The organism is Ensifer sp. LC384 (genome assembly GCF_001695865.1).
GTDB lineage: Bacteria > Pseudomonadota > Alphaproteobacteria > Rhizobiales > Rhizobiaceae > Ensifer.
Window position 1 is genome coordinate 54729 of the sequence record NZ_MBST01000016.1, and the last position, 21008, is coordinate 75736.

At 62.2% G+C, this 21008-nt stretch carries 18 protein-coding genes; 14 read left to right on the forward strand and 4 right to left on the reverse strand.

All coding sequences use genetic code 11. The annotated features are described in order from the left end of the window. Positions 1-49 precede the first annotated feature (49 nt). A complete protein-coding gene (gyrB, locus tag BC363_RS14190) occupies positions 50-2485 on the forward strand; it encodes a DNA topoisomerase (ATP-hydrolyzing) subunit B (protein WP_065781587.1) in 2436 nt (811 codons plus the stop codon). 60 nt (positions 2486-2545) lie between these two features. On the opposite strand, the gene BC363_RS14195 is transcribed toward gyrB, so the two are convergent. Further along, a complete protein-coding gene (locus BC363_RS14195) occupies positions 2546-3142 on the reverse strand; it encodes a nitroreductase family protein (RefSeq protein WP_065781646.1) in 597 nt (198 codons plus the stop codon). A 244-nt stretch (positions 3143-3386) separates the two neighbouring features. Here BC363_RS14195 and gabD point away from each other — a divergent pair, with 244 nt between their 5' ends. Next, positions 3387-4841, forward strand: coding sequence for an NADP-dependent succinate-semialdehyde dehydrogenase (gene gabD, locus BC363_RS14200; RefSeq protein WP_065781588.1), 1455 nt, complete (start codon positions 3387-3389; stop codon positions 4839-4841). Positions 4842-4951: 110 nt separating this feature from the next. Next, on the forward strand, positions 4952-5758 hold the full coding sequence (gene hpaI, locus BC363_RS14205; protein ID WP_065781589.1) for a 4-hydroxy-2-oxoheptanedioate aldolase: 807 nt from the start codon (positions 4952-4954) through the stop codon (positions 5756-5758). Here hpaI and BC363_RS14210 read toward each other — a convergent pair. Then, positions 5752-6840 (reverse strand): D-mannonate oxidoreductase, encoded by a 1089-nt coding sequence (locus BC363_RS14210; protein WP_065781590.1) that lies wholly within the window; start codon positions 6838-6840, stop codon positions 5752-5754. The genes hpaI and BC363_RS14210 overlap by 7 nt on opposite strands. Before the next feature lie 20 nt (positions 6841-6860). Then, complete coding sequence (locus tag BC363_RS14215; RefSeq protein ID WP_065781591.1) at positions 6861-7739, reverse strand: GntR family transcriptional regulator; 879 nt, start codon at positions 7737-7739, stop codon at positions 6861-6863. A gap of 277 nt (positions 7740-8016) precedes the next feature. On the opposite strand from BC363_RS14215, the gene BC363_RS14220 reads away from it, so the two are divergent. From BC363_RS14220 to BC363_RS14260, 9 genes are all read left to right on the forward strand, one after another. Then, positions 8017-9522: an altronate dehydratase family protein gene (locus BC363_RS14220; protein ID WP_065781592.1), complete on the forward strand. Its 1506-nt coding sequence runs from the start codon at positions 8017-8019 to the stop codon at positions 9520-9522. Between the two features lie 40 nt (positions 9523-9562). Beyond that, positions 9563-10582, forward strand: coding sequence for an aldo/keto reductase (locus BC363_RS14225; protein WP_065781593.1), 1020 nt, complete (start codon positions 9563-9565; stop codon positions 10580-10582). A 235-nt stretch (positions 10583-10817) separates the two neighbouring features. Next, positions 10818-11807, forward strand: a complete 990-nt coding sequence (locus BC363_RS14230; RefSeq protein WP_065781594.1) for an ABC transporter substrate-binding protein — start codon at positions 10818-10820, stop codon at positions 11805-11807. 110 nt (positions 11808-11917) lie between these two features. Continuing rightward, on the forward strand, positions 11918-13471 hold the full coding sequence (locus BC363_RS14235) for a sugar ABC transporter ATP-binding protein (RefSeq protein WP_065781595.1): 1554 nt from the start codon (positions 11918-11920) through the stop codon (positions 13469-13471). Between the two features lie 40 nt (positions 13472-13511). Continuing rightward, positions 13512-14489, forward strand: coding sequence for an ABC transporter permease (locus BC363_RS14240; RefSeq protein ID WP_065781596.1), 978 nt, complete (start codon positions 13512-13514; stop codon positions 14487-14489). A 33-nt stretch (positions 14490-14522) separates the two neighbouring features. After that, the gene (locus BC363_RS14245) at positions 14523-15545 is read left to right on the forward strand and encodes a zinc-binding alcohol dehydrogenase family protein (RefSeq protein ID WP_065781597.1); all 1023 of its coding nucleotides are present in this window, start codon (positions 14523-14525) and stop codon (positions 15543-15545) included. Between the two features lie 332 nt (positions 15546-15877). Next, a complete protein-coding gene (gene phaZ, locus BC363_RS14250; protein WP_065781598.1) occupies positions 15878-17152 on the forward strand; it encodes a polyhydroxyalkanoate depolymerase in 1275 nt (424 codons plus the stop codon). 148 nt (positions 17153-17300) lie between these two features. Then, complete coding sequence (locus BC363_RS14255) at positions 17301-17729, forward strand: DUF2852 domain-containing protein (protein ID WP_053251179.1); 429 nt, start codon at positions 17301-17303, stop codon at positions 17727-17729. Positions 17730-18010: 281 nt separating this feature from the next. Then, entirely contained in the window at positions 18011-18766 is a 756-nt protein-coding gene (locus BC363_RS14260) for a M48 family metallopeptidase (RefSeq protein ID WP_065781599.1), read from the forward strand. Between the two features lie 15 nt (positions 18767-18781). On the opposite strand, the gene BC363_RS35100 is transcribed toward BC363_RS14260, so the two are convergent. After that, complete coding sequence (locus BC363_RS35100) at positions 18782-18982, reverse strand: YqaE/Pmp3 family membrane protein (protein ID WP_065781600.1); 201 nt, start codon at positions 18980-18982, stop codon at positions 18782-18784. A 131-nt stretch (positions 18983-19113) separates the two neighbouring features. Here BC363_RS35100 and BC363_RS14270 point away from each other — a divergent pair, with 131 nt between their 5' ends. Next, complete coding sequence (locus BC363_RS14270) at positions 19114-19788, forward strand: phosphoribosylanthranilate isomerase (RefSeq protein WP_065781601.1); 675 nt, start codon at positions 19114-19116, stop codon at positions 19786-19788. After that, a complete protein-coding gene (trpB, locus tag BC363_RS14275) occupies positions 19785-21005 on the forward strand; it encodes a tryptophan synthase subunit beta (protein ID WP_065781602.1) in 1221 nt (406 codons plus the stop codon). The genes BC363_RS14270 and trpB overlap by 4 nt, the downstream gene beginning before the upstream one ends. Positions 21006-21008: the final 3 nt, after the last annotated feature.

Consider the following 21008-nt stretch of genomic DNA (forward strand, 5'->3'; position numbering starts at 1 on the left):
TTCGCAACGAATCACCACGTCCGAAGAACCTGGAAAGACCCGAAGCCGAATGACCGATATTCCTGAAACCGATACCGGCGCCGCCGCCGAATATGGTGCCGACTCCATCAAGGTGTTGAAGGGCCTGGATGCCGTACGCAAGCGGCCGGGCATGTATATCGGCGATACCGACGACGGCTCCGGTCTGCATCACATGGTGTATGAGGTGGTCGATAACGCGATCGACGAGGCCCTGGCGGGCCACGCCGATATCGTCACGGTGACGCTGAATGCCGATGGTTCGGTCACGGTAACCGACAACGGCCGCGGCATCCCGACCGACATCCACAAGGAAGAAGGCGTCTCGGCGGCTGAGGTCATCATGACGCAGCTCCACGCCGGCGGCAAGTTCGACCAGAATTCCTACAAGGTTTCGGGCGGTCTGCACGGCGTTGGCGTTTCGGTGGTCAACGCGCTTTCCGTCATGCTGCGATTGAAGATCCGCCGGGCCGGCAAGGTCCACGAAATGAGCTTCACCCACGGCGTGGCTGACGGTCCGCTGAAGGTGATCGGCGAAGCCGGCACCGATACCGGGACCGAGGTAACGTTCCTGCCGAGCACGGACACCTTCACCAAGACGGACTTCGACTACGGCACGCTCGAACACCGCCTGCGCGAACTCGCCTTCCTGAATTCCGGCGTGCGCATCGTCCTGACCGACAAGCGCCATTCGGACGTGCGCCAGGACGAGATGATGTATGACGGCGGCCTCGAAGCCTTCGTCGCCTATCTCGACCGGGCCAAGAAGCCGTTGGTCCAAAAGCCGGTTTCGATCCGCGGCGAAAAGGACGGCATCACCGTCGAAGTCGCGATGTGGTGGAACGACAGCTACCACGAGAACGTGCTCTGCTTCACCAACAACATTCCGCAGCGCGATGGCGGCACGCACATGGCCGGTTTCCGCGGCGCGCTGACCCGGCAGATCACGTCCTATGGCGAAACATCAGGCATCACCAAGAAGGAAAAGGTGACCCTGACCGGCGACGACTGCCGCGAAGGCCTGACCGCCGTTCTCTCCGTCAAGGTGCCGGACCCGAAGTTCTCTTCGCAGACCAAGGACAAGCTGGTTTCCTCGGAAGTCCGTCCGGTTGTCGAAAGCCTCGTCAACGAAGCCTTGAGCACCTGGCTGGAGGAGCATCCCTCCGACGCCAAGATCCTTGTCGGCAAGGTCGTCGAAGCGGCGGCCGCACGCGAGGCGGCGCGCAAGGCGCGCGAGCTGACGCGCCGCAAGGGTGCGCTCGACATCTCCTCGCTGCCGGGCAAGCTGGCGGACTGCTCCGAACGCGATCCGGCAAAGTCCGAAGTCTTCCTGGTGGAGGGCGATTCGGCAGGCGGCTCGGCCAAGCAGGGACGTTCGCGCGAAAACCAGGCGATCCTGCCGCTGCGCGGCAAGATCCTGAACGTCGAACGCGCGCGTTTCGACAAGATGCTTTCGAGCCAGGAAATCGGCACGCTGATCACGGCGCTCGGCACATCGATCGGCAAGGACGAGTTCAACGCCGACAAGCTGCGCTACCACAAGATCATCATCATGACGGACGCCGACGTCGACGGCGCTCACATCCGTACCCTGCTACTCACTTTCTTCTTCCGGCAGATGCCGGAACTGATCGAGCGTGGCCATCTCTATATTGCCCAGCCGCCGCTCTATAAGGTGACGCGCGGCAAGTCCGCCCAGTATCTGAAGAACGAGCAGGCACTGGAAGACTACCTGATCTCCATGGGTCTCGAGGAAGCGACGCTGGAGCTTGCCTCCGGCGAGGTTCGCGCCGGCCAGGACCTGCGCGAAGTCATCAACGATGCGTTGCGCGTGCGTAACCTGATGGATGGCCTGCATTCGCGCTACAATCGCTCGATTGTCGAGCAGGCAGCAATTGCCGGCGCCTTGAACGTCGAACTGAACGGCCAGCGCGAACAATATGCACAGGTCGCGATCGAAGTGGCCCGCAGGCTCGATGTGATTGCCGAAGAGACCGAACGCGGCTGGACCGGAACGGTGACGGCCGAAGGCGGTCTCAAGCTTGAACGCATGGTTCGTGGCGTCAAGGAAGTCGCCATCCTTGACATGGCGCTGATCGGCTCGTCCGACGCCCGCCATATCGACCAGCTGACGTCGAAGCTCAAGGAGGTCTACTCCGCGCCTCCGGTGCTTCGCCGCCGCGATGGTACGCAGGACATCAGCGGCCCGCGCGCCCTTCTGGATGCGATCTTCGCGGCAGGCCGCAAGGGTCTGTCGATGCAGCGCTACAAGGGTCTTGGCGAGATGAATGCCGAGCAGCTCTGGGAAACGACGCTCGATCCGAACGTGCGCTCGCTGCTGCAGGTCCGGGTGGCAGACGCGACGGATGCGGACGGATTGTTCTCGCGCCTGATGGGCGACGAGGTCGAGCCGCGCCGCGACTTCATCCAGGAAAACGCGCTGAGCGTCGCCAACCTCGACATCTGATCTTTTCGGATATCATCGAAATCTGGAATCCCGGTGCCGCAAGGCACCGGGATTTTCCGTTTATTCGCCCTGGAATTGTCCTTCGAACGCGAATTCGCTGACCGGCTTGCGCTGGCTTGGTACTTCGCGCGCGCGCAGGTCATCAGGAAGCATCGAAGGGTCGGCTCGCCGACCGATCGCGACCGCAGCTTCGACCCGGTGATATTCGGGAACGTTGAGGGAGCGCATCGCCTTGTCGCGATCGATGCCCGCCATGCCATGGGTATGCCAGCCTGCGAGCGATGCCTGCAAAGCAAGGCTATACCAGGCTGAGCCGGTGTCGAAGGCGTGGGTATAGGCTGGGCGCATTTCGCCGTTCTGTGCTTGGTTGTGGGTTCTCGAGATGACGATCGTCAACGCGGCGGCGTCCTTCGCCCAGCGCTGGTTGCTTTCGTCGAGGATATCGAGCAGCACTGGAAAGTGTTCGGTGCCGCGACGGGCATAGACGAACCGCCACGGCTGGCGGTTGCTTGCAGACGGCGCCCACCGGGCCGCTTCGAAGAAGGAAAGCAGATCGCGCTCTGCTATCTCCTCGTTGGTGAAGGCGCGGGGCGACCAGCGCTCCAGGAAGATTGCGTCGATTGGATGGTCGGCTTTTCTGTTGTCGGTCGCCGTCATGGACATGCCTCTTTTCTACAATGTCGTGAAATCCGCGACGAGCTGCGCCGGCTCGCTATGGTTCGATTCGTTTCGGACGCTACATGAGGACGGGTGCCGACGAAACCGGATTGAAAGCACGGAAATGCGAGCGCGCCCGGTGCCCGAGCCGGTCTGCAGAAAATGCAGAAATGGATGCGCGGGTCATTGCTGTTTTCAGGAAAAAAGTTGTATAAGTTCTGTAGATTTCGAGAGAGGACGGATCATGTCGTTTAAAGACCCATCATTGTTTCGCCAGGCTGCCTTGATTGGTGGTGAATGGATCGAAGCGGATGCCGCCAATGCGATCGATGTGACGAACCCGGCAACGGGCGAACTCGTCGGGCGCGTGCCGAAGCTTGGAGGTAAGGAGACGAAGGCTGCGATCGAAGCGGCGCGTGTGGCGCAGAAGGGTTGGGCTGCCCGCACCGCCAAGGACCGCGCCGGCGTGCTTCGCCGCTGGTTCGAGCTGATGATCGAGAACAAGGACGATCTCGGCCGCATCCTCACGCTCGAACAGGGCAAGCCGCTTGCCGAGGCGACCGGCGAAATCGTCTACGGCGCCAGCTTCGTCGAATGGTTCGCCGAAGAGGGCCGCCGCATCTATGGCGATCTGATCCCGGGCCACCAGCCGGACAAGCGCATCATGGTGATGAAGCAGCCGATCGGCGTCGTCGCCGCGATCACGCCGTGGAACTTCCCCAATGCGATGATCACCCGCAAGGCGGGTCCGGCCTTTGCCGCCGGCTGCGCCATGGTGCTGAAGCCGGCGGCACAGACGCCGTTCTCGGCAATTGCCATCGCGATTCTTGCCGAACGCGCCGGCCTGCCCAAGGGCCTGTTCAGCGTCATCACCGGCTCGGCCCGCGAAATCGGCGCGGAGATGACCGCCAACCCGGTGGTGCGCAAGCTGACCTTTACCGGCTCGACGGAGGTCGGTGCCGAGCTCTATCGCCAGAGTGCGGGTACGATCAAGAAGCTCGGCCTGGAACTCGGCGGCAACGCGCCGTTCATCGTCTTCGACGATGCCGATCTCGATGCGGCGGTCGAAGGCGCCCTGATCGCCAAGTTCCGCAACAACGGCCAGACCTGCGTCTGCGCCAACCGCATCTACGTACAGGACAAGGTCTATGACGCCTTCTCCGACAAGCTGGCGGCGGCCGTCGCCAAGCTGAAGATCGGCAATGGTCTCGACCAGGGCGTCATCCTCGGCCCGCTGATCGACACGGCGGCGCTGGCGAAGGTGGAAGAGCATATCGCCGATGCCACTGCCAAGGGGGCTCGCGTGATCCAGGGCGGCAAACGCCATGCGCTCGGCGGCACCTTCTTCGAGGCGACGGTTTTGGCCGATGTCACCCAGGCGATGGCAGTGGCCCGCGAGGAAACCTTCGGCCCGGTGGCACCGCTGTTCCGCTTCAAGGATGAGGCCGATGTCATCGAGCAGGCCAACGACACCGAGTTCGGATTGGCCTCCTATTTCTATGCCAAGGACCTGGCGCGGGTGTTCCGCGTGGCCGAGGCGCTGGAATACGGCATGGTCGGGGTCAACACCGGGCTGATCTCCACGGCGGAAGCGCCGTTCGGCGGCGTCAAGCTCTCGGGTCTCGGTCGCGAAGGCTCCAGATACGGCATCGAGGAATTCACCGAGATCAAATATGTCTGCCTCGGTGGCATTGCCTGACGCATTTGCACGTTGATACAATCTGATCGCGAAACCGGCCGGAAATCTCTGGCCGGTTTTTTTGTTTGCCGGTACAGAGGTTGCAGTCGTGAAAAAGAGGAGATGACGCGATGCCGGCACCGACCAACCCCTTCAAGACCGCCCTTCGCGAGCAGCGCTTTCAGCTCGGTCTGTGGGTCGCGCTGGCGAGCCCCTATGCGGCCGAGGTGGTCTCCGGCAGCGGTTATGACTGGCTGTTGATCGACGGCGAGCATGCGCCCAACGACCTGCCGTTGTTGTCGGCCCAGTTTCGGGCGGTGGCGGCATCGGCCAGCCACCCGATCGTCCGCCTCCCCGTCGGCGAGACCGCGCTGATCAAGCAGATCCTCGATGTCGGCGTGCAGACGCTGCTCATCCCGATGGTTGAAAGCGTCGAGCAGGCGAAAGAGTTGGTTCGCGCAACCCGCTACCCGCCGCACGGGATCCGCGGTGTCGGCGCGGCACTGGCGCGCGCATCGCAATTCGGCCGGATCGCCGACTATCTCCACACCGCTAACGACCAGATCTGCCTCCTGTTGCAGATCGAGAGCCGTGCGGGCCTGGCGGCGATCGACGAGATTGCCGCCCTTGAAGGCGTCGACGGTCTGTTTATCGGCCCATCGGATCTGGCCGCGGATATGGGTTATCTCGGCAGCCCGGGGCGTCCGGAGGTGCGGGCGGCGGTCATCGACGCCTTCGCGCGCATTAAGAAGGCCGGAAAGGCGTGCGGAATCATGACGCTCGATCTCGCGCAGGCACGCGACTATCGCGATCTCGGCGCCGATTTCATGGCTGTTGGTACCGACGTCACCTCTCTCGTCCGGGCAACACAGGCTCTGCGTCAGGAATTTTTGGGCGAGGAAAGCCACAACGCCAGCAAGCTGGAATCCGGCTACTGATCGCAGATCGCGCCCAGCGTCGGCATGGCAACGCTTGGGCTCCAGCGGCGGAAGTCGGCAATCCGTCGCACGATTTTTTCAGGGTGATGGTTGGCGATATCGCTGAGCCGATGGTCAAGGAACGGATTTCGGAAACGGTCGAGCGTCGTCGCGACATAGGCGCTCGCCTGTTGTCCGAGACCGTTGGCGGCGAAGGCAGGCACGACTTCTTGGCCGTAGATATCTTCGAGTCGCCCGGCAATCTCCGTATCGCTAAGGATCTGCCGGACCGTTTCGCCGGGGTCGCGCGCCTGCCTGAGCCAGATGTCTGCGAGCACCGTGTGGCCGAGATTGAGGATATAGAGTTTCAATTTTTCGTAGGGCGTCAGGTCGTCGACCATCAGCACGCATTCATGCTCGCAAGGCGTTTTCAGCCCCGGTTGTCTCTCGATCGCCCATAGCGCGTAGGGCTCGGCCACGGCGCCGGCCGGCTCGATCGGTTCCGAGACGATCCGGTCGACCAGCGTATTGGCCCAGACTATCTCGTTTGCCAGCCAATTTGAAAATTGCCGCTCGCCCAGCCGCTCCCCCGCGAGCTCCAGCACGATGGCTTTGAGCACGTCGCCATTGCGCGACACCAGTTCACAGGGAAGGATGGTAAGCGGTTTGCCGCCGGCATCGAAACGGGCTTTCAGAAGCAGCAGAAGTTTACCGGGAAACGACAACGGCACCCGCACCGACAGGTCGTCTCCGGAGATGTCGTAGCCGGTATCGCCGGTATTCGAGATCAGGAACTCGGCCTCGTCCGCCACGATGTTGCAAACAGCATCCCAGTTGTCACTCGTCGACAGCGCGCGGGCGACGCTGGTGACCCGCTCGACCCTGTCCACCGGCCTGCCGTCGCAAAGCCCGCGGATCGCCACCGGATAGCCGCCGGGCTGCGTCAATGCCGCCAGACGTCCTACCCGCTCGGTCGAGCCTGTCGTCTGAACCACGGTGATTTGCCCGGGGGCCGCCTGCCGGTCCAGCGCCTCGCTGATGAAGAGATCGGCATGCGCCTGAAGAAAGCGGCTCGTTCCAAACTGCACAAACGGTGTCTTCATGTCGCGGTCCAGTTAGCTGGCTATGGAATGGATTGCAGCAAGGTCTCGCGTGCCGAGCGCAGATGTCGTCGGCAGGCTTCCTCGGCGCGTTTGGGATCGTGTGACCTGAGCGCTTCGATATAGGCAAGATGCTCTTCCAGCGCGCGCGCGTTTCGCTGCCGCGCGTTGGTCTTGTTCCATTGGTAGTGGTAGTGGAACACGATCGAGATGACGTCGTAGAAATCGACGATGAAACGATTGCTCGACGACTTGTGCACCAAGAGGTGGAAGCGCTCGTCGAGCTCGGAGAATTCCTGGTAGCGGTTGTCGATGTCGGCCAGGATCTCGCGGTGCAGCGCCTCGATCTTGTTCAGCTCCTGCCAGGCCGAATGGCTGTCCGGCAGCGCAACGAAGCTTGCGGCCGAGCGAAGCTCGAACATCTCGCGGACCTCGGTCAGCTCCAGCGCAAACTCACGGGTGAAACCTTTGAGGATCCAGTGGCTGTTCGGTCGCTTCTCGATGAGCCCGAAGCGGCTGAAGCGGATCAAAAACTCCCGCACGCTTGTGGTGCCGGTGCCGATCTCGCGCGCCAGTTCCAGTTCGTTGATCTGCATGCCCGGCTCGGCTCCGCCGGCCAGAATCCGGCGCATGAAGCTGCGCTCGATGATCTCAGCGAGCGAATCCGTTTCTTCCGTCGGGAAATAATCCTCCGGCTGCGGCTGGCGCAGTACGATCTTCTTGCGTTTGTCCCAGGTGATCAGCTTCGCCTCTTCGAAGCGGCCGAGAATGGCGCGCACCGTCGTCCGGCTGACGCCAAGCACCTGGCCCAGCTCCGGCTCGGAGGGCAGGGAGGATGTCTCAGCCAGCACTTTCAGGCAGCGGTTATAGGCATCCTTGAAGACGGTGTTTTGCTTTGCCATTGCCAGGATCCGGGCGGTTGGGGTTGCACGGGCGACGAGCCGCCGATCCGATCAGCTTTCGTCGCCCGCCGATCTAGCCTGCCGGCGGGCGCTTGTCTTCGCCTCTCGCACGAAAATCATGACGTTTCTCCCCTGTTGCCACCGTGGCCGCGGCGCGCTTCGTCCGTCCGACACTTGCCTCGATGCATAATACCCATTGACGGCAATCTGTCTATTGTGGATAAAAGACAAATAGACCCCTCTCGAAATCGCAGAAGCTTTCACGGAGAAATTCAGAGTGTCTGTGCCGTCTTCAATCCTGCTGGCGCCTGAGGACAATGTGGTCGTGGCGACGCTGGCAATCGCTGCCGGCGAGGCCCTGCCGGGCGGCATTCGCGCCGCCACGAAGATCGATCCCGGGCACAAGGTCGCCATACGGCCGATCCATGCGGGCGATCCCGTGGTCAAATATGCCCAGGCGATCGGACGCGCGACCAGCGACATAGAAGCCGGCGAGCATGTCCACTCCCACAACCTCTCCTTCGATCAGGATCGCCTGGCCACCAGCCCGCAAGGTGCGCCGGAAGAGGCGAGCGCTGCCGACAGGGCGCGCACCTTCATGGGCTATCGGCGCGGAGACGGACGGGCGGCGACGCGCAACTACATCGGCATCATTGCCAGCGTGAACTGTTCCACCACCGTCTGTCGGGCCATCGCCGAGGAGGCCAACAGGCGCATCCTGCCGAAATATGATGGCATCGACGGCTTTGTCCCGATCGTCCACGATCAGGGCTGCGGCATGTCTTCGACCGGCGACGGGATGATGAACCTGCACCGAACCCTGGCCGGCTACGCCAGGCATGTCAATTTCGGCGGCGTGCTGATGGTCGGGCTCGGTTGCGAGGTCAACCAGCTGACACTATACGGACAGAGCGGCGCGGGGCAGGAAAAGCGTCACTTCAACATTCAGGAGGCCGGCGGCTCCCGACGCTCGGTGGAGCGCGCGCTCGGCATCCTCGATGAAATTGCCGAGGAAGTCGGCAGGCAACGTCGCGTGGCGATACCGGTCAGCGAGATCATCGTCGGCCTACAATGCGGCGGCTCCGACGGACTGTCGGGCATCACCGCCAACCCGGCGCTGGGAGCGGCGGTGGATATTCTGGCGGCTGCCGGCGGCACCGCCATCCTGTCGGAGACCTCGGAAATCTACGGCGCCGAACATCTGTTGCGGAGCCGCGCCGCCAGCGAGGCGGTCGCTGCAAAGCTCGACGGACTGATCGCCTGGTGGGAAAACTACGTCGCGCTGCATGGCGCCTCGCTCGACAACAATCCTTCGCCGGGCAACAAGCGCGGCGGCCTCACCACGATTCTGGAGAAGTCGCTGGGCGCGGTCGCCAAGGGCGGGCGCTCGCCGCTCAATGCGGTTTATGGCTATGCCGAGCGCGTTACCGAACACGGGCTCGTCTTCATGGATACGCCCGGCTACGATCCGGTCTCGGCGACCGGCCAGGTGGCCGGCGGCGCCAATGTGATCGCCTTTACCACCGGCCGCGGCAGCTGTTTCGGCTGTCGGCCCGCACCGTCGATCAAGCTGACCAGCAACACCGCGCTTTTCCGGGCGATGGAAGAAGACATGGACATCGATTGCGGTGTGATCGCATCCGGGGACGCGACCATCGCCAGCCTTGGGCGCGAGATCTTCGATCTCATCATCGATACCGCTTCGGGAAAGAAGACCAAGAGCGAGCTTTTCGGTTACGGCGACAACGAATTCGTGCCCTGGCATCTCGGGGCGACACTCTGACGATGTGACGTTGCGCATCCCCAGGGGGAGGAGACAGGGAATGCAGACGAGAAAGATCGGCCGGACCGACCTGTCGGTGACCGAATACAGCTTCGGCGCGGCCGGCCTTGGCGGGCTCTACCGCGAATGCACGCGCGAAGCGGCGATGGAGACGCTGGACGCTGCATGGGCTACCGGCTTGCGCTACTTCGACGTTGCGCCCTATTACGGGCTTGGTCTTGCCGAGCGGCGGGTCGGCGACTTCCTGCGCGACAGGCCGCGCGACAGTTTTGTGCTGTCCACCAAGGTCGGACGGCTGCTGCATCCCGTGCCGGAAGGTGAGGTGCCGGACTATTCCTACGTCAAGCCGCTGAACTTCGACGTGCGTTACGACTACAGCTACGATGCCATCATGCGCTCGGTGGAATTCAGCTATGCGCGCCTCGGCCTCAACCGTATCGATATCCTCTATGTCCACGATATCGGCGTCTACACCCACGGCGCCGCCCGCAATGCCGTCTATCTCAGGCAGCTTCTGGATTCCGGCCTCAAGGCGCTGGAGGAACTGAAGGCCGGCGGCGTGATCGCGGCCTACGGGCTCGGGGTCAACGAAGTCCCGGTTTGCCTGGAGGTGATGCGCCGCGCCGACATCGACTGTATTCTGCTTGCGGGGCGCTATACGCTGCTTGACCGTTCCGCCGTCTCAGAGCTCCTGCCGCTCTGCGAGATGAAGAAGACGTCGCTGGTCGTCGGCGGCGTGTTCAATTCAGGCATCCTTGCGACCGGCCCGGTCGCTGGCGCGCATTTCGACTACATGCCCGCCAGCGCTGAGGTGCGCGACAAGGTCGGCGCGATGGAGCGCATTGCCCGAGAGCGTGGTGTGCCGCTGGCCGCTGCCGCCATGCAGTTTCCACTCGACAATCCGGTGGTTGCCTCGGTCCTGCTCGGGACGGCGAAACCGGAGAGCCTGAAGCGCAACATGGACGCGCTGCGGCACCGAATGTCGACGGACGATTTCTCCGCCTTCGAGCCTTACACGCTTGTGGCGCCAGAGCTTGGATCGGAGGCGGTCCGGGCTTGATGCTTGAGGATGCGGGGCTGGTGCTTTTTCGGACTGAGCCCCGAATTTCACGTGCCGAAACGCGTTGTCGGAGCAGACAGTGCAGTCACGCAATTCGCAGCAACGACTGCTTGCAAAGCGGAGAGTGTTGTATTAGCGTTCCAATATGTTTTTTATCTATAAAAGATCGATTTGTAAGCACCTGGCGAATCGATCTCCATAAGGTGGAACGAGGTGCACTGAGAGGAGAAACCCAATGAGCATAACCAAGCACATTCTTTCCCGTCGTGCCTTCACCGCCCTGGCCGGCGCGGCGATGATCGCCACCATGGCGCCTGTCGCGTCCTTCGCGCAGGATGTAACCATCCCGATCATCGTCAAGGATACCACGTCCTTCTACTGGCAGATCGTGCTGGCCGGCGCACGCGCGGCCGGCAAGGACCTCGGCGTCAACGTTCCCGAGCTTGGCGCCCAGTCCGAATCCGATATCAACGGCCAGATCAGCATTCTCGAAAATGCTGTTGCCGGTTCTCCGGTTGCCGTCGTGATCTCGCCGACCGAGTTCAAGGCGCTTGGCAAGCCGATCGACGAAGCTGCCAAAGCGGTTCCGATCATCGGCATCGACTCAGGTGCCGATTCCAAGGCCTTCTCCTCGTTCCTGACGACCGATAACGTTCAGGGTGGCAGGATCGCCGCTGGTGGTCTCGCCGCAGCGATCAAGGAAATGTCCGGCAAGGAAGAAGGCGAGATCGCCATCATCACCAGCCTGCCGGGCGTCGGTTCGCTCGATCAGCGCCGTGAAGGCTTCCTCGACCAGATCAAGACGAAATATCCGGGCTTCAAGGTCGTGGCCGACAAATATGCCGATGGCCAGGCGACCACCGGCCTCAACATGATGACCGACCTGATCACCGCCAATCCGAACCTCGTCGGCGTCTTTGCCTCCAACCTGATCATGGCGCAGGGCGTCGGCCAGGCGATTGCCGAAAACAAGCTCGGCGACAAGATCAAGGTGATCGGCTTCGACAGCGACGAGAAGACCGTCGGCTTCCTCAAGGAAGGCGTGCTCGCGGGCCTGGTCGTCCAGGACCCCTATCGCATGGGCTATGATGGCGTGAAGACGGCGCTTGCGGTCTCGAAGAAGGAGAAGGTCGAGGCCAACGTCGATACCGGCGCCAATCTGGTGACCAAGGCCAACATGGCTGAGCCGAAGATCGACGCTCTGCTCAACCCGAAAGTGAACTAACGGCAATCGGCGGCAGGCGCGAGCTTCGCCTGCCGCCGAGAATACGGTTGCCAGCGGCCGGCTACGAGGGCCGGCCGCTGGCAGTCTGTGCGATTGGGAGGAATGCGCAGATGCCAGGTCTCGATGAGGTCAGTGATATCAAGAGCGGCGGTTTGAAGACGGCTGCCCGCCACCCCGTGCCGAAGGGCGAGCCGATCCTGGAAATGCGCGCGCTGCAGAAGAAGTACGGCGCTGTCGAAGCTCTGAAGCCTGCCTCCATCACATTCCTGTCCGGGGAGATTCACGCGATCGTCGGCGAAAATGGTGCCGGCAAATCGACGCTGATCAAACTTCTGACCGGCGTGATCCGGCGCACCTCCGGCGAAGTCTATTGGTGCGGCAAGTCGGTCCAGCTCGACAATCCGCATGAGGCGATCGCCCGCGGCATCAACGCCGTGCATCAGGAGGTGGTGCTTTGCCCGCACTTAAGCGTGGCCGCCAACATGTTCCTCGGCGACGAGATCAATAGCGCCGGGCTGATGCGCAAGCGCGCCATGACCGAGGCGGCCCAGAGTGTCCTCGACGATCTCGGTTTCAACCTGCCGGCCGCAGCGGCGCTCGGCAGCCTGACGATCGGCCAGCAGCAACTGGTCGCGACCGCCCGCGCCGCCATGCGCGGCACCCAGTTTCTGATCTTCGACGAGCCGACCGCCTATCTGACCCGTCAGGAATCCGCGCAGCTGTTCCGGCTCATTCGCCGGCTACAGGGCGAGGGTGTGACGATCGTCTATATCAGCCACCGCATGGAGGAAGTCTTCGAACTTGCCGATCGTGTCTCGGTGCTGCGCGACGGCACCCATGTCGGCACGCGAAAGATCGGCGAGACCAATGACGCCGAACTGATCACCCTGATGATCAATCGCACCATCGAGCAGATCTACCACAAGGAACATTTTCCGGCCGGCGAAGTGATCGTCGAGACCCGGGGCTTGAGTGGCCCCGGCTTCGAGGATGTGTCGCTTAACGTTCGCGCCGGCGAGATCGTCGGCCTCTATGGTTTGATCGGTGCCGGCCGCAGCGAATTCGCGCTAGGCCTCTATGGCCGCCATGCCTCGACCGCGGGCGAGGTTTACTGGCAGGGACGCAAGGTGAATATCGCCAACGAGCGGACGGCGATGGATCTCGGCATAGCGTTGGCGCCGGAAAGCCGACGCGATCAGGGGCTCTGCCTCAACCTGCCGATCGGCCTCAACATCAACCTGCCGGTCTTCAGTCGGCTGACGCGCGGGCTGACGATCAACCGTCAGAAGGAAATCGAGAATGCGGATCGGCAGATCAGGGATTTGAAGATCAAGACGCCATCGCGCCGCGTGCTTGTCTCGGCGATGTCCGGCGGCAACCAGCAGAAGATCGTCATCGGCAAGTGGCTGAGCCACGGCGCCAAACTTTTCATCTTCGACGAGCCGACGGTCGGCGTCGATGTCGGTACCAAGGCGGAAATCTACCGGCTGTTCGCTCGGCTTCTGGAGAAGGGAGCGGGGATCATCCTGATCTCCTCCTACCTGCCTGAAGTCTACGAGCTGTCCGATCGCCTGCACGTGTTCCGGCGGGGGCGGCTGGTCGCCAGCCACGACTATCGAGCGGCGAGCCACGAGGAAGTGCTGACGCAGGCGATTGGTGTCTGATCGCGGCAGTGACAATCAAGGGGAAGCAGGGAGGACGACGATGAGTGCTGAAATGGTCGATAGCGGAACGGGCCCGGCGCCGAGGAAAGGCGTGAGCATCCTGTTCGGCCTCACGCTTCTCGGGCTTCTGCTTTTCCTTTGGCTGCTCCTGGGGCTGGCCACCAACAGTTTCTGGACGCCCAACAACATCAGCAACCTGTTGCGTCAGGGCGCCATGACGGCGATCCTTGCCGTCGGCCAGACCTTCGTCATCATCACCGCCGGCATCGATCTCTCCGTCGGTGCCGTCGTCGGCTTTACCAGCGTGATCGTCGCCTGGCTGCTCGCCGCCGGCGTGCCGCTCTGGATCGCCATCATCCTGACGCTCGCCTTCGGCGTGCTGATCGGCGGCTTCCACGCCTTCGGTATCGTCCGCATGGGTCTGCCGCCATTCATCATCACGCTGGCGACCCTGACCTCGCTGCGCGGCATCGGGCTGCTCATCACCAACGGCTCGACGATTTCGATCACCAACGAGGCCTTCACCAATTTCTCCCGCGCCGACTTCCTCGGCGTGCCCAGCCTGTTCTGGATGGTGATCGTGGTGGCGATCCCGGCCTATGTCTTCCTGCACTTGAGCCGCTTCGGCCGCTATCTCTTCGCCGTCGGTTCCAACAGCGAGGCGGCACGCCTTTCCGGCGTCAACGTGCATCGCACCATCTATCTCGCCTATATCCTGTCCTCCACCTGTGCGGCCTTCGTCGGCCTGCTGCTGGCCTCTCGCATCGGCATCGGCAATGCCACTCAAGCCGAAGGCTGGGAGCTGCAGGCGATCGCCTCCTCGGTCATCGGCGGCACCAGCCTCTTCGGCGCGGTCGGCTCGGTGCACGGCCCGCTGCTCGGCGCCTTCATCCTCGCCACGATCAACAACGGCGCCAACCTGCTCAACGTCAATTCGTTCTGGCAGCGCATCATTACCGGCGTCCTGATCATCGTGATCGTCTATTTTGATCAGCTCAGGCGGCGCGGCGCGCGCTAGGCGCCAAACCTCCGACAACATACGGAAAATGACATGAAAGCCGTCCTCTGCCCGCAACCCGGCCGCCTGGAGATTGTTGAACGTGCGCCGGTGCCGGCCCCACCTTCGGGATGGGTCAGCGTGGCCGTCAGCCATGTCGGCATCTGCGGCACCGACTATCACATCTTCGCCGGCAAGCACCCGTTCCTGGAATATCCGCGGGTCATGGGGCACGAGATCTCGGCGACGGTGGTTGCCAATGGACCGGGGACGGCAATCGCTCCGGGGACGCCGGTAGTGGTCAACCCCTATCTCTCCTGCGGCGACTGTGTCGCCTGCCGCCGGGGCAAACCGAATTGCTGCACGGCGATCAAGGTGCTCGGCGTCCACACCGATGGAGCCTTCTGCGAGGAAATTCTCGTTCCCGAGGGCAATCTTTACCCGGCAATGGATCTATCGCCCGAGGCGGCAGCGACGGTCGAGTTCCTCGCCATCGGCGCCCACGCCGTGCGCCGGGCTGCCGCACCTGCCGGCGTTCGCGCCCTTGTCATCGGCGCCGGGCCGATCGGGCTTGGAACGGCCATCTTCTCGCGCATCGCCGGCCACGAGGTGACGCTGATGGATACCAGCAGTGAAAGGCTGGCTTTTGCGACCGACCGGCTTGGCTTCGGTTCCGGCATCGTTGCCGACGAAACGTCCGTCCGGCGCGTCGCCGTGGCCACGGGCGGCGATGGTTTCGATGTCGTCTTCGACGCCACCGGCAATGGCGGCTCGATGGAAGCGGCCTTCGGCCATGTGGCTCACGGAGGAACACTGGTGTTCGTCAGCGTGGTCAAGGACGACATTCGCTTCTCCGATCCGGAGTTTCACAAGCGCGAAATGACGTTGATCGGCAGCCGCAATGCGACGCGCGAGGATTTCGATCATGTCGTGAACTCGATACGTGAGGGGTTGGTGCCGGTGGAGAGATTGGTCACCCATCGAACGACGATGGATGCGGTGGTTGAGGATCTGCCGCGCTGGGCGAACGAGAAGTCGGGGCTGGTCAAGGCGATCGTCCGGATCGCCGCGGCGTGACGACCCGTTCTGCTGCGATGCGGAAGATCGGGCCGAGGACCGACCACGGTGGGCCGCTTCGGAAAAGGCTCTCGTCCTCCTCCAAAACCGCGAATTTCTGACGAAAACGCGCTCTTTCGGCCAGCTTCGAGCAAGTCCGTTTGTTAATTATCAGTAATCCGGGCGCATTCTCGCAGAAGGCGCTTGTATCGAGCCGAAACGGGTATAGTTGTTGCAGTGCACAAGAAACATGGTAGTCTGGCAGGGATTGCGGACACCAAGACAAACAATCGCAAGCTTGCGTCCGACTGGGAGCGGCGTTGTCGTTGATTGAACCAAGGGGTACGCTTCCTATGTTCTACCAGCTCTACGAACTGAACCATGCCATGATGGCGCCGTGGCGAACGGCGGCGGATGCCATGCGGCTTGCTTTCAGCAATCCGATGAACCCGATCTCGCACACCTATTTCGGCCGCGCGACAGCCGCTGGCCTCGAGGTTTTCGAACGATCGACGCGACGCTACGGTAAGCCGGAATTCGGCCTGCCTGAAACCCTGATCGACGGCCAGCCCGTTGGCGTTCATGAGCGCATCGTCTGGCGCGAGCCGTTCTGCAACCTGATCCATTTCGAGCGGGCTCTTCCCAAGGGCAGGGCGGCCGATTCGAAAGTGCTGATCGTTGCGCCGATGTCGGGCCACTATGCCACGCTGCTGCGTGGAACCGTGGAAGCCCTGCTTCCGCATTCCGATATCTACATCACCGACTGGATCGACGCGCGAATGGTTCCCTTGAGCGAGGGCACCTTCGATCTCGACGACTACATCGACTACATCATCCAGATGCTGCACTTCCTTGGGCCCGATACCCATGTCATCGGCGTCTGTCAGCCGGCCGTTCCGGTGCTTGCCGCTGCCGCCCTTATGGAAGCGGCGGACGATCCGCTGTCGCCGGCGTCGATGACGCTGATGGGTGGTCCAATCGATACCCGCATCAATCCGACGGGCGTCAACAAGCTGGCCGAGGAGCGACCGATCGAGTGGTTCCGCGACAATGTCATCATGCCGGTGCCGTGGCCGCAGCCGGGCTTCATGCGCATGGTCTATCCCGGCTTTCTGCAGCTCTCGGGTTTCATGTCGATGAATCTCGACCGGCACCTGATCGCCCACAAGGAATTCTTTGCCCATCTGGTGAAGAACGATGGCGACGCGGCCGAGAAGCATCGCGATTTCTATGACGAGTACCTTGCAGTGATGGATCTGACGGCAGAGTTCTACCTGCAGACCGTTCAGGTTGTCTTCATGCAGCACGCCTTGCCGAAGGGCGAGATGATGCATCGCGGTCGTCGTGTCGATACCACGGCGATCAAGAAGGTCGCCCTGCTGACGGTCGAAGGCGAGAACGACGACATTTCCGGCGTCGGTCAGACGAAGGCGGCGCAGACGATCTGCACCAACATTCCCGAGCATATGCGGATGCACTACATGCAGCCGGACGTCGGACACTATGGTGTGTTCAACGGCTCGCGTTTCCGTCGCGAGATCGCGCCGCGTATCGTCGCCTTCCAGCGCGAGCATGCCCGCCACGCAAAGCCGGTGACGCAGGTGATCAAGGGCGGAAAAACCGCCTGATCCCGGCAAAAAGCGGGCTTTTGCCGGCGTAGGATCAAGGGTTTGTCCGATTCCGGGCACGGGTGTCTTGTAGTCGAAAGCGCGCCTTCCCACATCGTTTTCACCGGGCCGCGATGGGCGGCCCGGGTGATTGCGAGGAATCCTGAAGATGAACCAATCTGCATTGATCCGTCCGGATTGGACGCCCGCGACCATTGCATTGATGGTGCTCGGTTTCGTGGTCTTCTGGCCACTCGGCCTGGCCATGCTCGCCTACATTCTCTTCGGCGAGAAACTGAAAACGTTCAAGAAAGACGCCAACAGCTCGGTCGATAGCATGTGCTCCGCCTTCAAGCGCGGCAATCGCGCCAACTGGACGCAGCATCATCGCACCGGCAACGTCGCCTTCGATGACTGGCGCGAAGCCGAGCTTGCCCGTCTCGACGAAGAGCGCCGCAAGCTCGATGAAATGCGCGAAGAATTCGATTCCTACGTGCGCGAGCTTCGCCGTGCCAAGGACCAGGAAGAGTTCGACCGCTTCATGCGCGAACGCCGCAACGGCGGTTCCGGGCCCGTTGCCCCGTTCGAGGCAAACTGAGTGACAAAATGGACGTCCGGTGTTTCACATGAAACACCGGATGTCGCGATCGGTCGTGCGGGGGCAGGTGTCTCTTGAGATGCGGAAACGCCGTAGCACGTCGCCGAGCATCGGCAATTTTCTGGATCTAAAGCATGGCGCGCAAAAGTGTGCAGCGGTTTTGCGATAACGACATGCGAAAGAACAAGCCTAAAGTGCGACAAGCGTATCTGAAAGATCGCGGCGCGCTTTAGGGGATTATGCATTAGCCGAAAAGGCCGCGAATCGGATAGAAAGCCGTCATGTTCCCTTCCTTCACGCGACGGCGCATTCCCCCGGCTCCTGTCGACGTGACCCGAGAAATCGAGGTCGCGGGCAAGATGCTTCCGCTGACCATCCGACAGAATTCGCGCGCCACACGAATGACGCTGCGCATCGAGCCCGGCGGCCGGGCACTGAAGCTGACGATCCCGCAAGGGCTGGCCGATCGGGAGGTAACTGCCTTCCTCAACCGCCATCAGGGCTGGTTGATGACCAAGCTGGCGCGGTTCTCCGGCGAAAGCCAGTTGGAAGAGGGCGGCTCGATCCTGATCCGCGGCGTCGCGCATCGGATCGAGCGAACTGGAAAAATCAGGGGTTTGACGGAAACGGTGATCGTCGGCGAGGACCCGATATTGCGCGTCAGCGGCGGCGAGGAACATCTGCGCCGGCGTATCGTCGATTTTCTCAAGAAGGAAGCGCGGCACGACCTCGACCGCCTCGTCGCGGTCTATGCCGGCCGGATCGGCCGGCGTCCAAAATCGCTGAGCCTGAAGGACACGCGCAGCCGCTGGGGCTCATGTTCGGCCGATGGCGCCCTGAGTTTCTCATGGCGTATCGTCATGGCCCCATCGAAGGTCATTGCCTATCTCGCCGCGCACGAAGTCGCGCATCTCCAGGAGATGAACCACGGGCCCGATTTCTGGGCGCTCTGCGAGAAGCTTTGTCCTGATACCAACGATGCCAAGCGCTGGCTGAGGCGCAACGGCACGATGCTGCACGCCATCGATTTCGACTGAATTGTTTTTTTCGGATCAGCCGCGGTTGCGGCCGGCGAGGGCCGCCTGAATCTTCTCGTCGGTCTTGTACTGGCTGAGCGCATAGACCGACCAGATCGCCGCCGGCACCCAGCCGATCAGGGTCATCTGCAGAATGAGGCAGATGATGCCGGCAAAGGGTCGGCCGATGGTGAAGAACTGAAGCCAGGGCAGAATGAGGGCAAGCAGCAGACGCATTCGTCTCTCCGTTGTGATAGAATGCATATGGTGAGCGTACGCGGGCACCGCAATGCAGCACCCTCGGGACGACGGTGCGCAGGGTGGTTTTTGGCTCGACTCCAGCGACATTTCATGCAAGGTCGCTTCTCATGAAAACCGAAGTGAAGATATGCGGGCTGAAGACCGCGGAAGCGGTGGATCGGGCTGTGGCGCTGGGCGCATCGCACACGGGCTTCATCTTTTTCCCGAAGAGCCCGCGCAACCTGGAACCCGATGACGCCGGCCGCCTCGCGGACCGGATACGCGGCCAGGCAAAGATCGTCGCCGTGACCGTCAATGCCGACAATGACGATCTCGATGAGATCGTCGCCACTCTCAATCCGGACATTCTGCAGTTGCATGGCAGCGAGACGCCGGACAGGGTACTCACCGTCAAGGCGGTCTATGGCCTTCCTGTCATGAAGGCGCTGTCGATCCGCGACGCCGGCGATCTGGAAAAGGTCGAGCCCTATGTCGGGATTGCCGACCGGTTTCTGTTTGATGCCAAGCCCCCGGCGGGATCGGAATTGCCCGGCGGCAACGGCGTCTCCTTCGACTGGAAGCTGCTCGATGCGCTTGACGGCAGCGTCGATTACATGCTTTCCGGTGGTTTGAACGTGAACAACATCGGTGAGGCCCTGGCGCAGACGCGCGCCCGCGCCATCGATATTTCCTCCGGCGTCGAGAGCGCGCCGGGCGTCAAGGATCTGAAGCTCATGGAATCGTTTTTCGATGCCGTTCGCCAGGCGGAGGCGGTTACGGCGCGGTCAGGGAGCAAGACGTGAACGAGGCGCCAAAACTGAACTCCTTCCGGGCGGGCCCTGACGAAGACGGCCGTTTCGGCATTTTCGGTGGCCGCTTCGTTGCCGAAACTCTGATGCCCTTGATCCTCGACCTGCAGGACGAGTGGGACAAGGCAAAGAACGATCCGGCCTTCAAGGCGGAGCTCGACAATCTCGGCGCGCATTATATCGGCCGCCCGAGCCCGCTCTATTTCGCCGAGCGGCTGACGGCTGAACTTGGCGGCGCCAAGATCTATTTCAAGCGCGAGGAGCTGAACCACACCGGTTCGCACAAGATCAACAATTGCATCGGCCAGATCCTGCTTGCCAAGCGCATGGGCAAGACGCGCATCATCGCCGAAACCGGTGCCGGCCAGCACGGCGTGGCCTCGGCCACTGTCGCCGCGCGCTTCGGCCTGCCTTGCGTCGTTTACATGGGCGCGACCGACGTCGAGCGCCAGGCGCCGAACGTCTTCCGCATGAAGCTTCTCGGCGCCGAGGTGAAGCCGGTCACCGCCGGCAACGGCACGCTCAAGGACGCGATGAATGAAGCGCTGCGCGACTGGGTCACTAATGTCGACAACACCTACTACCTGATCGGCACGGCTGCCGGGCCGCATCCCTATCCGGAAATGGTTCGCGATTTTCAGGCGGTCATCGGCCAGGAGGCGAAGGAGCAGATGCTTGCCGCTGAAGGCCGGCTTCCCGATCTCGTCGTTGCTGCCGTCGGCGGCGGTTCAAATGCGATCGGCATCTTCCATTCGTTCCTTGACGACGAAGACGTGAAGATCGTCGGCGTCGAGGCTGGCGGCAAGGGGCTCGAAGGCGACGAGCATTGCGCGTCGATCACCGCCGGTTCGCCGGGCGTGCTCCACGGTAACCGCACCTACCTGCTGCAGGACGGCGACGGCCAGATCAAGGAAGGCCATTCGATTTCGGCCGGCCTCGACTATCCCGGCATCGGCCCGGAACACTCCTGGCTCAACGATGTCGGCCGCGTCGAATATGTGCCGATCATGGACCACGAGGCGCTGGAGGCATTCCAGGTGCTGACCCGTCTTGAAGGCATCATCCCGGCGCTGGAGCCCTCGCACGCCTTGGCCGAGGTCATCAAGCGCGCACCGAAGATGGGCAAGGACGAGATTATCCTGATGAATCTGTCCGGTCGCGGCGACAAGGACATCTTCACCGTCGGCAAGATTCTGGGTATGGGGCTATAACGA

Excerpts from the sequence above, each read along its gene's own strand:
- BC363_RS14270 (WP_065781601.1), top strand. The coding sequence starts at position 19,114 with ATGAAAACCGAAGTGAAGATATGCGGGCTGAAGACCGCGGAAGCGGTG.
- gyrB (WP_065781587.1), top strand. The coding sequence starts at position 50 with ATGACCGATATTCCTGAAACCGATACCGGCGCCGCCGCCGAATATGGT.
- BC363_RS14195 (WP_065781646.1), bottom strand. The coding sequence starts at position 3,142 with ATGACGGCGACCGACAACAGAAAAGCCGACCATCCAATCGACGCAATC.
- BC363_RS14245 (WP_065781597.1), top strand. The coding sequence starts at position 14,523 with ATGAAAGCCGTCCTCTGCCCGCAACCCGGCCGCCTGGAGATTGTTGAA.
- BC363_RS14260 (WP_065781599.1), top strand. The coding sequence starts at position 18,011 with ATGTTCCCTTCCTTCACGCGACGGCGCATTCCCCCGGCTCCTGTCGAC.
- BC363_RS14215 (WP_065781591.1), bottom strand. The coding sequence starts at position 7,739 with ATGGCAAAGCAAAACACCGTCTTCAAGGATGCCTATAACCGCTGCCTG.
- BC363_RS14240 (WP_065781596.1), top strand. The coding sequence starts at position 13,512 with ATGAGTGCTGAAATGGTCGATAGCGGAACGGGCCCGGCGCCGAGGAAA.
- BC363_RS35100 (WP_065781600.1), bottom strand. The coding sequence starts at position 18,982 with ATGCGTCTGCTGCTTGCCCTCATTCTGCCCTGGCTTCAGTTCTTCACC.
- BC363_RS14210 (WP_065781590.1), bottom strand. The coding sequence starts at position 6,840 with ATGAAGACACCGTTTGTGCAGTTTGGAACGAGCCGCTTTCTTCAGGCG.
- BC363_RS14225 (WP_065781593.1), top strand. The coding sequence starts at position 9,563 with ATGCAGACGAGAAAGATCGGCCGGACCGACCTGTCGGTGACCGAATAC.
- hpaI (WP_065781589.1), top strand. The coding sequence starts at position 4,952 with ATGCCGGCACCGACCAACCCCTTCAAGACCGCCCTTCGCGAGCAGCGC.
- phaZ (WP_065781598.1), top strand. The coding sequence starts at position 15,878 with ATGTTCTACCAGCTCTACGAACTGAACCATGCCATGATGGCGCCGTGG.
- gabD (WP_065781588.1), top strand. The coding sequence starts at position 3,387 with ATGTCGTTTAAAGACCCATCATTGTTTCGCCAGGCTGCCTTGATTGGT.
- BC363_RS14230 (WP_065781594.1), top strand. The coding sequence starts at position 10,818 with ATGAGCATAACCAAGCACATTCTTTCCCGTCGTGCCTTCACCGCCCTG.
- BC363_RS14255 (WP_053251179.1), top strand. The coding sequence starts at position 17,301 with ATGAACCAATCTGCATTGATCCGTCCGGATTGGACGCCCGCGACCATT.
- BC363_RS14235 (WP_065781595.1), top strand. The coding sequence starts at position 11,918 with ATGCCAGGTCTCGATGAGGTCAGTGATATCAAGAGCGGCGGTTTGAAG.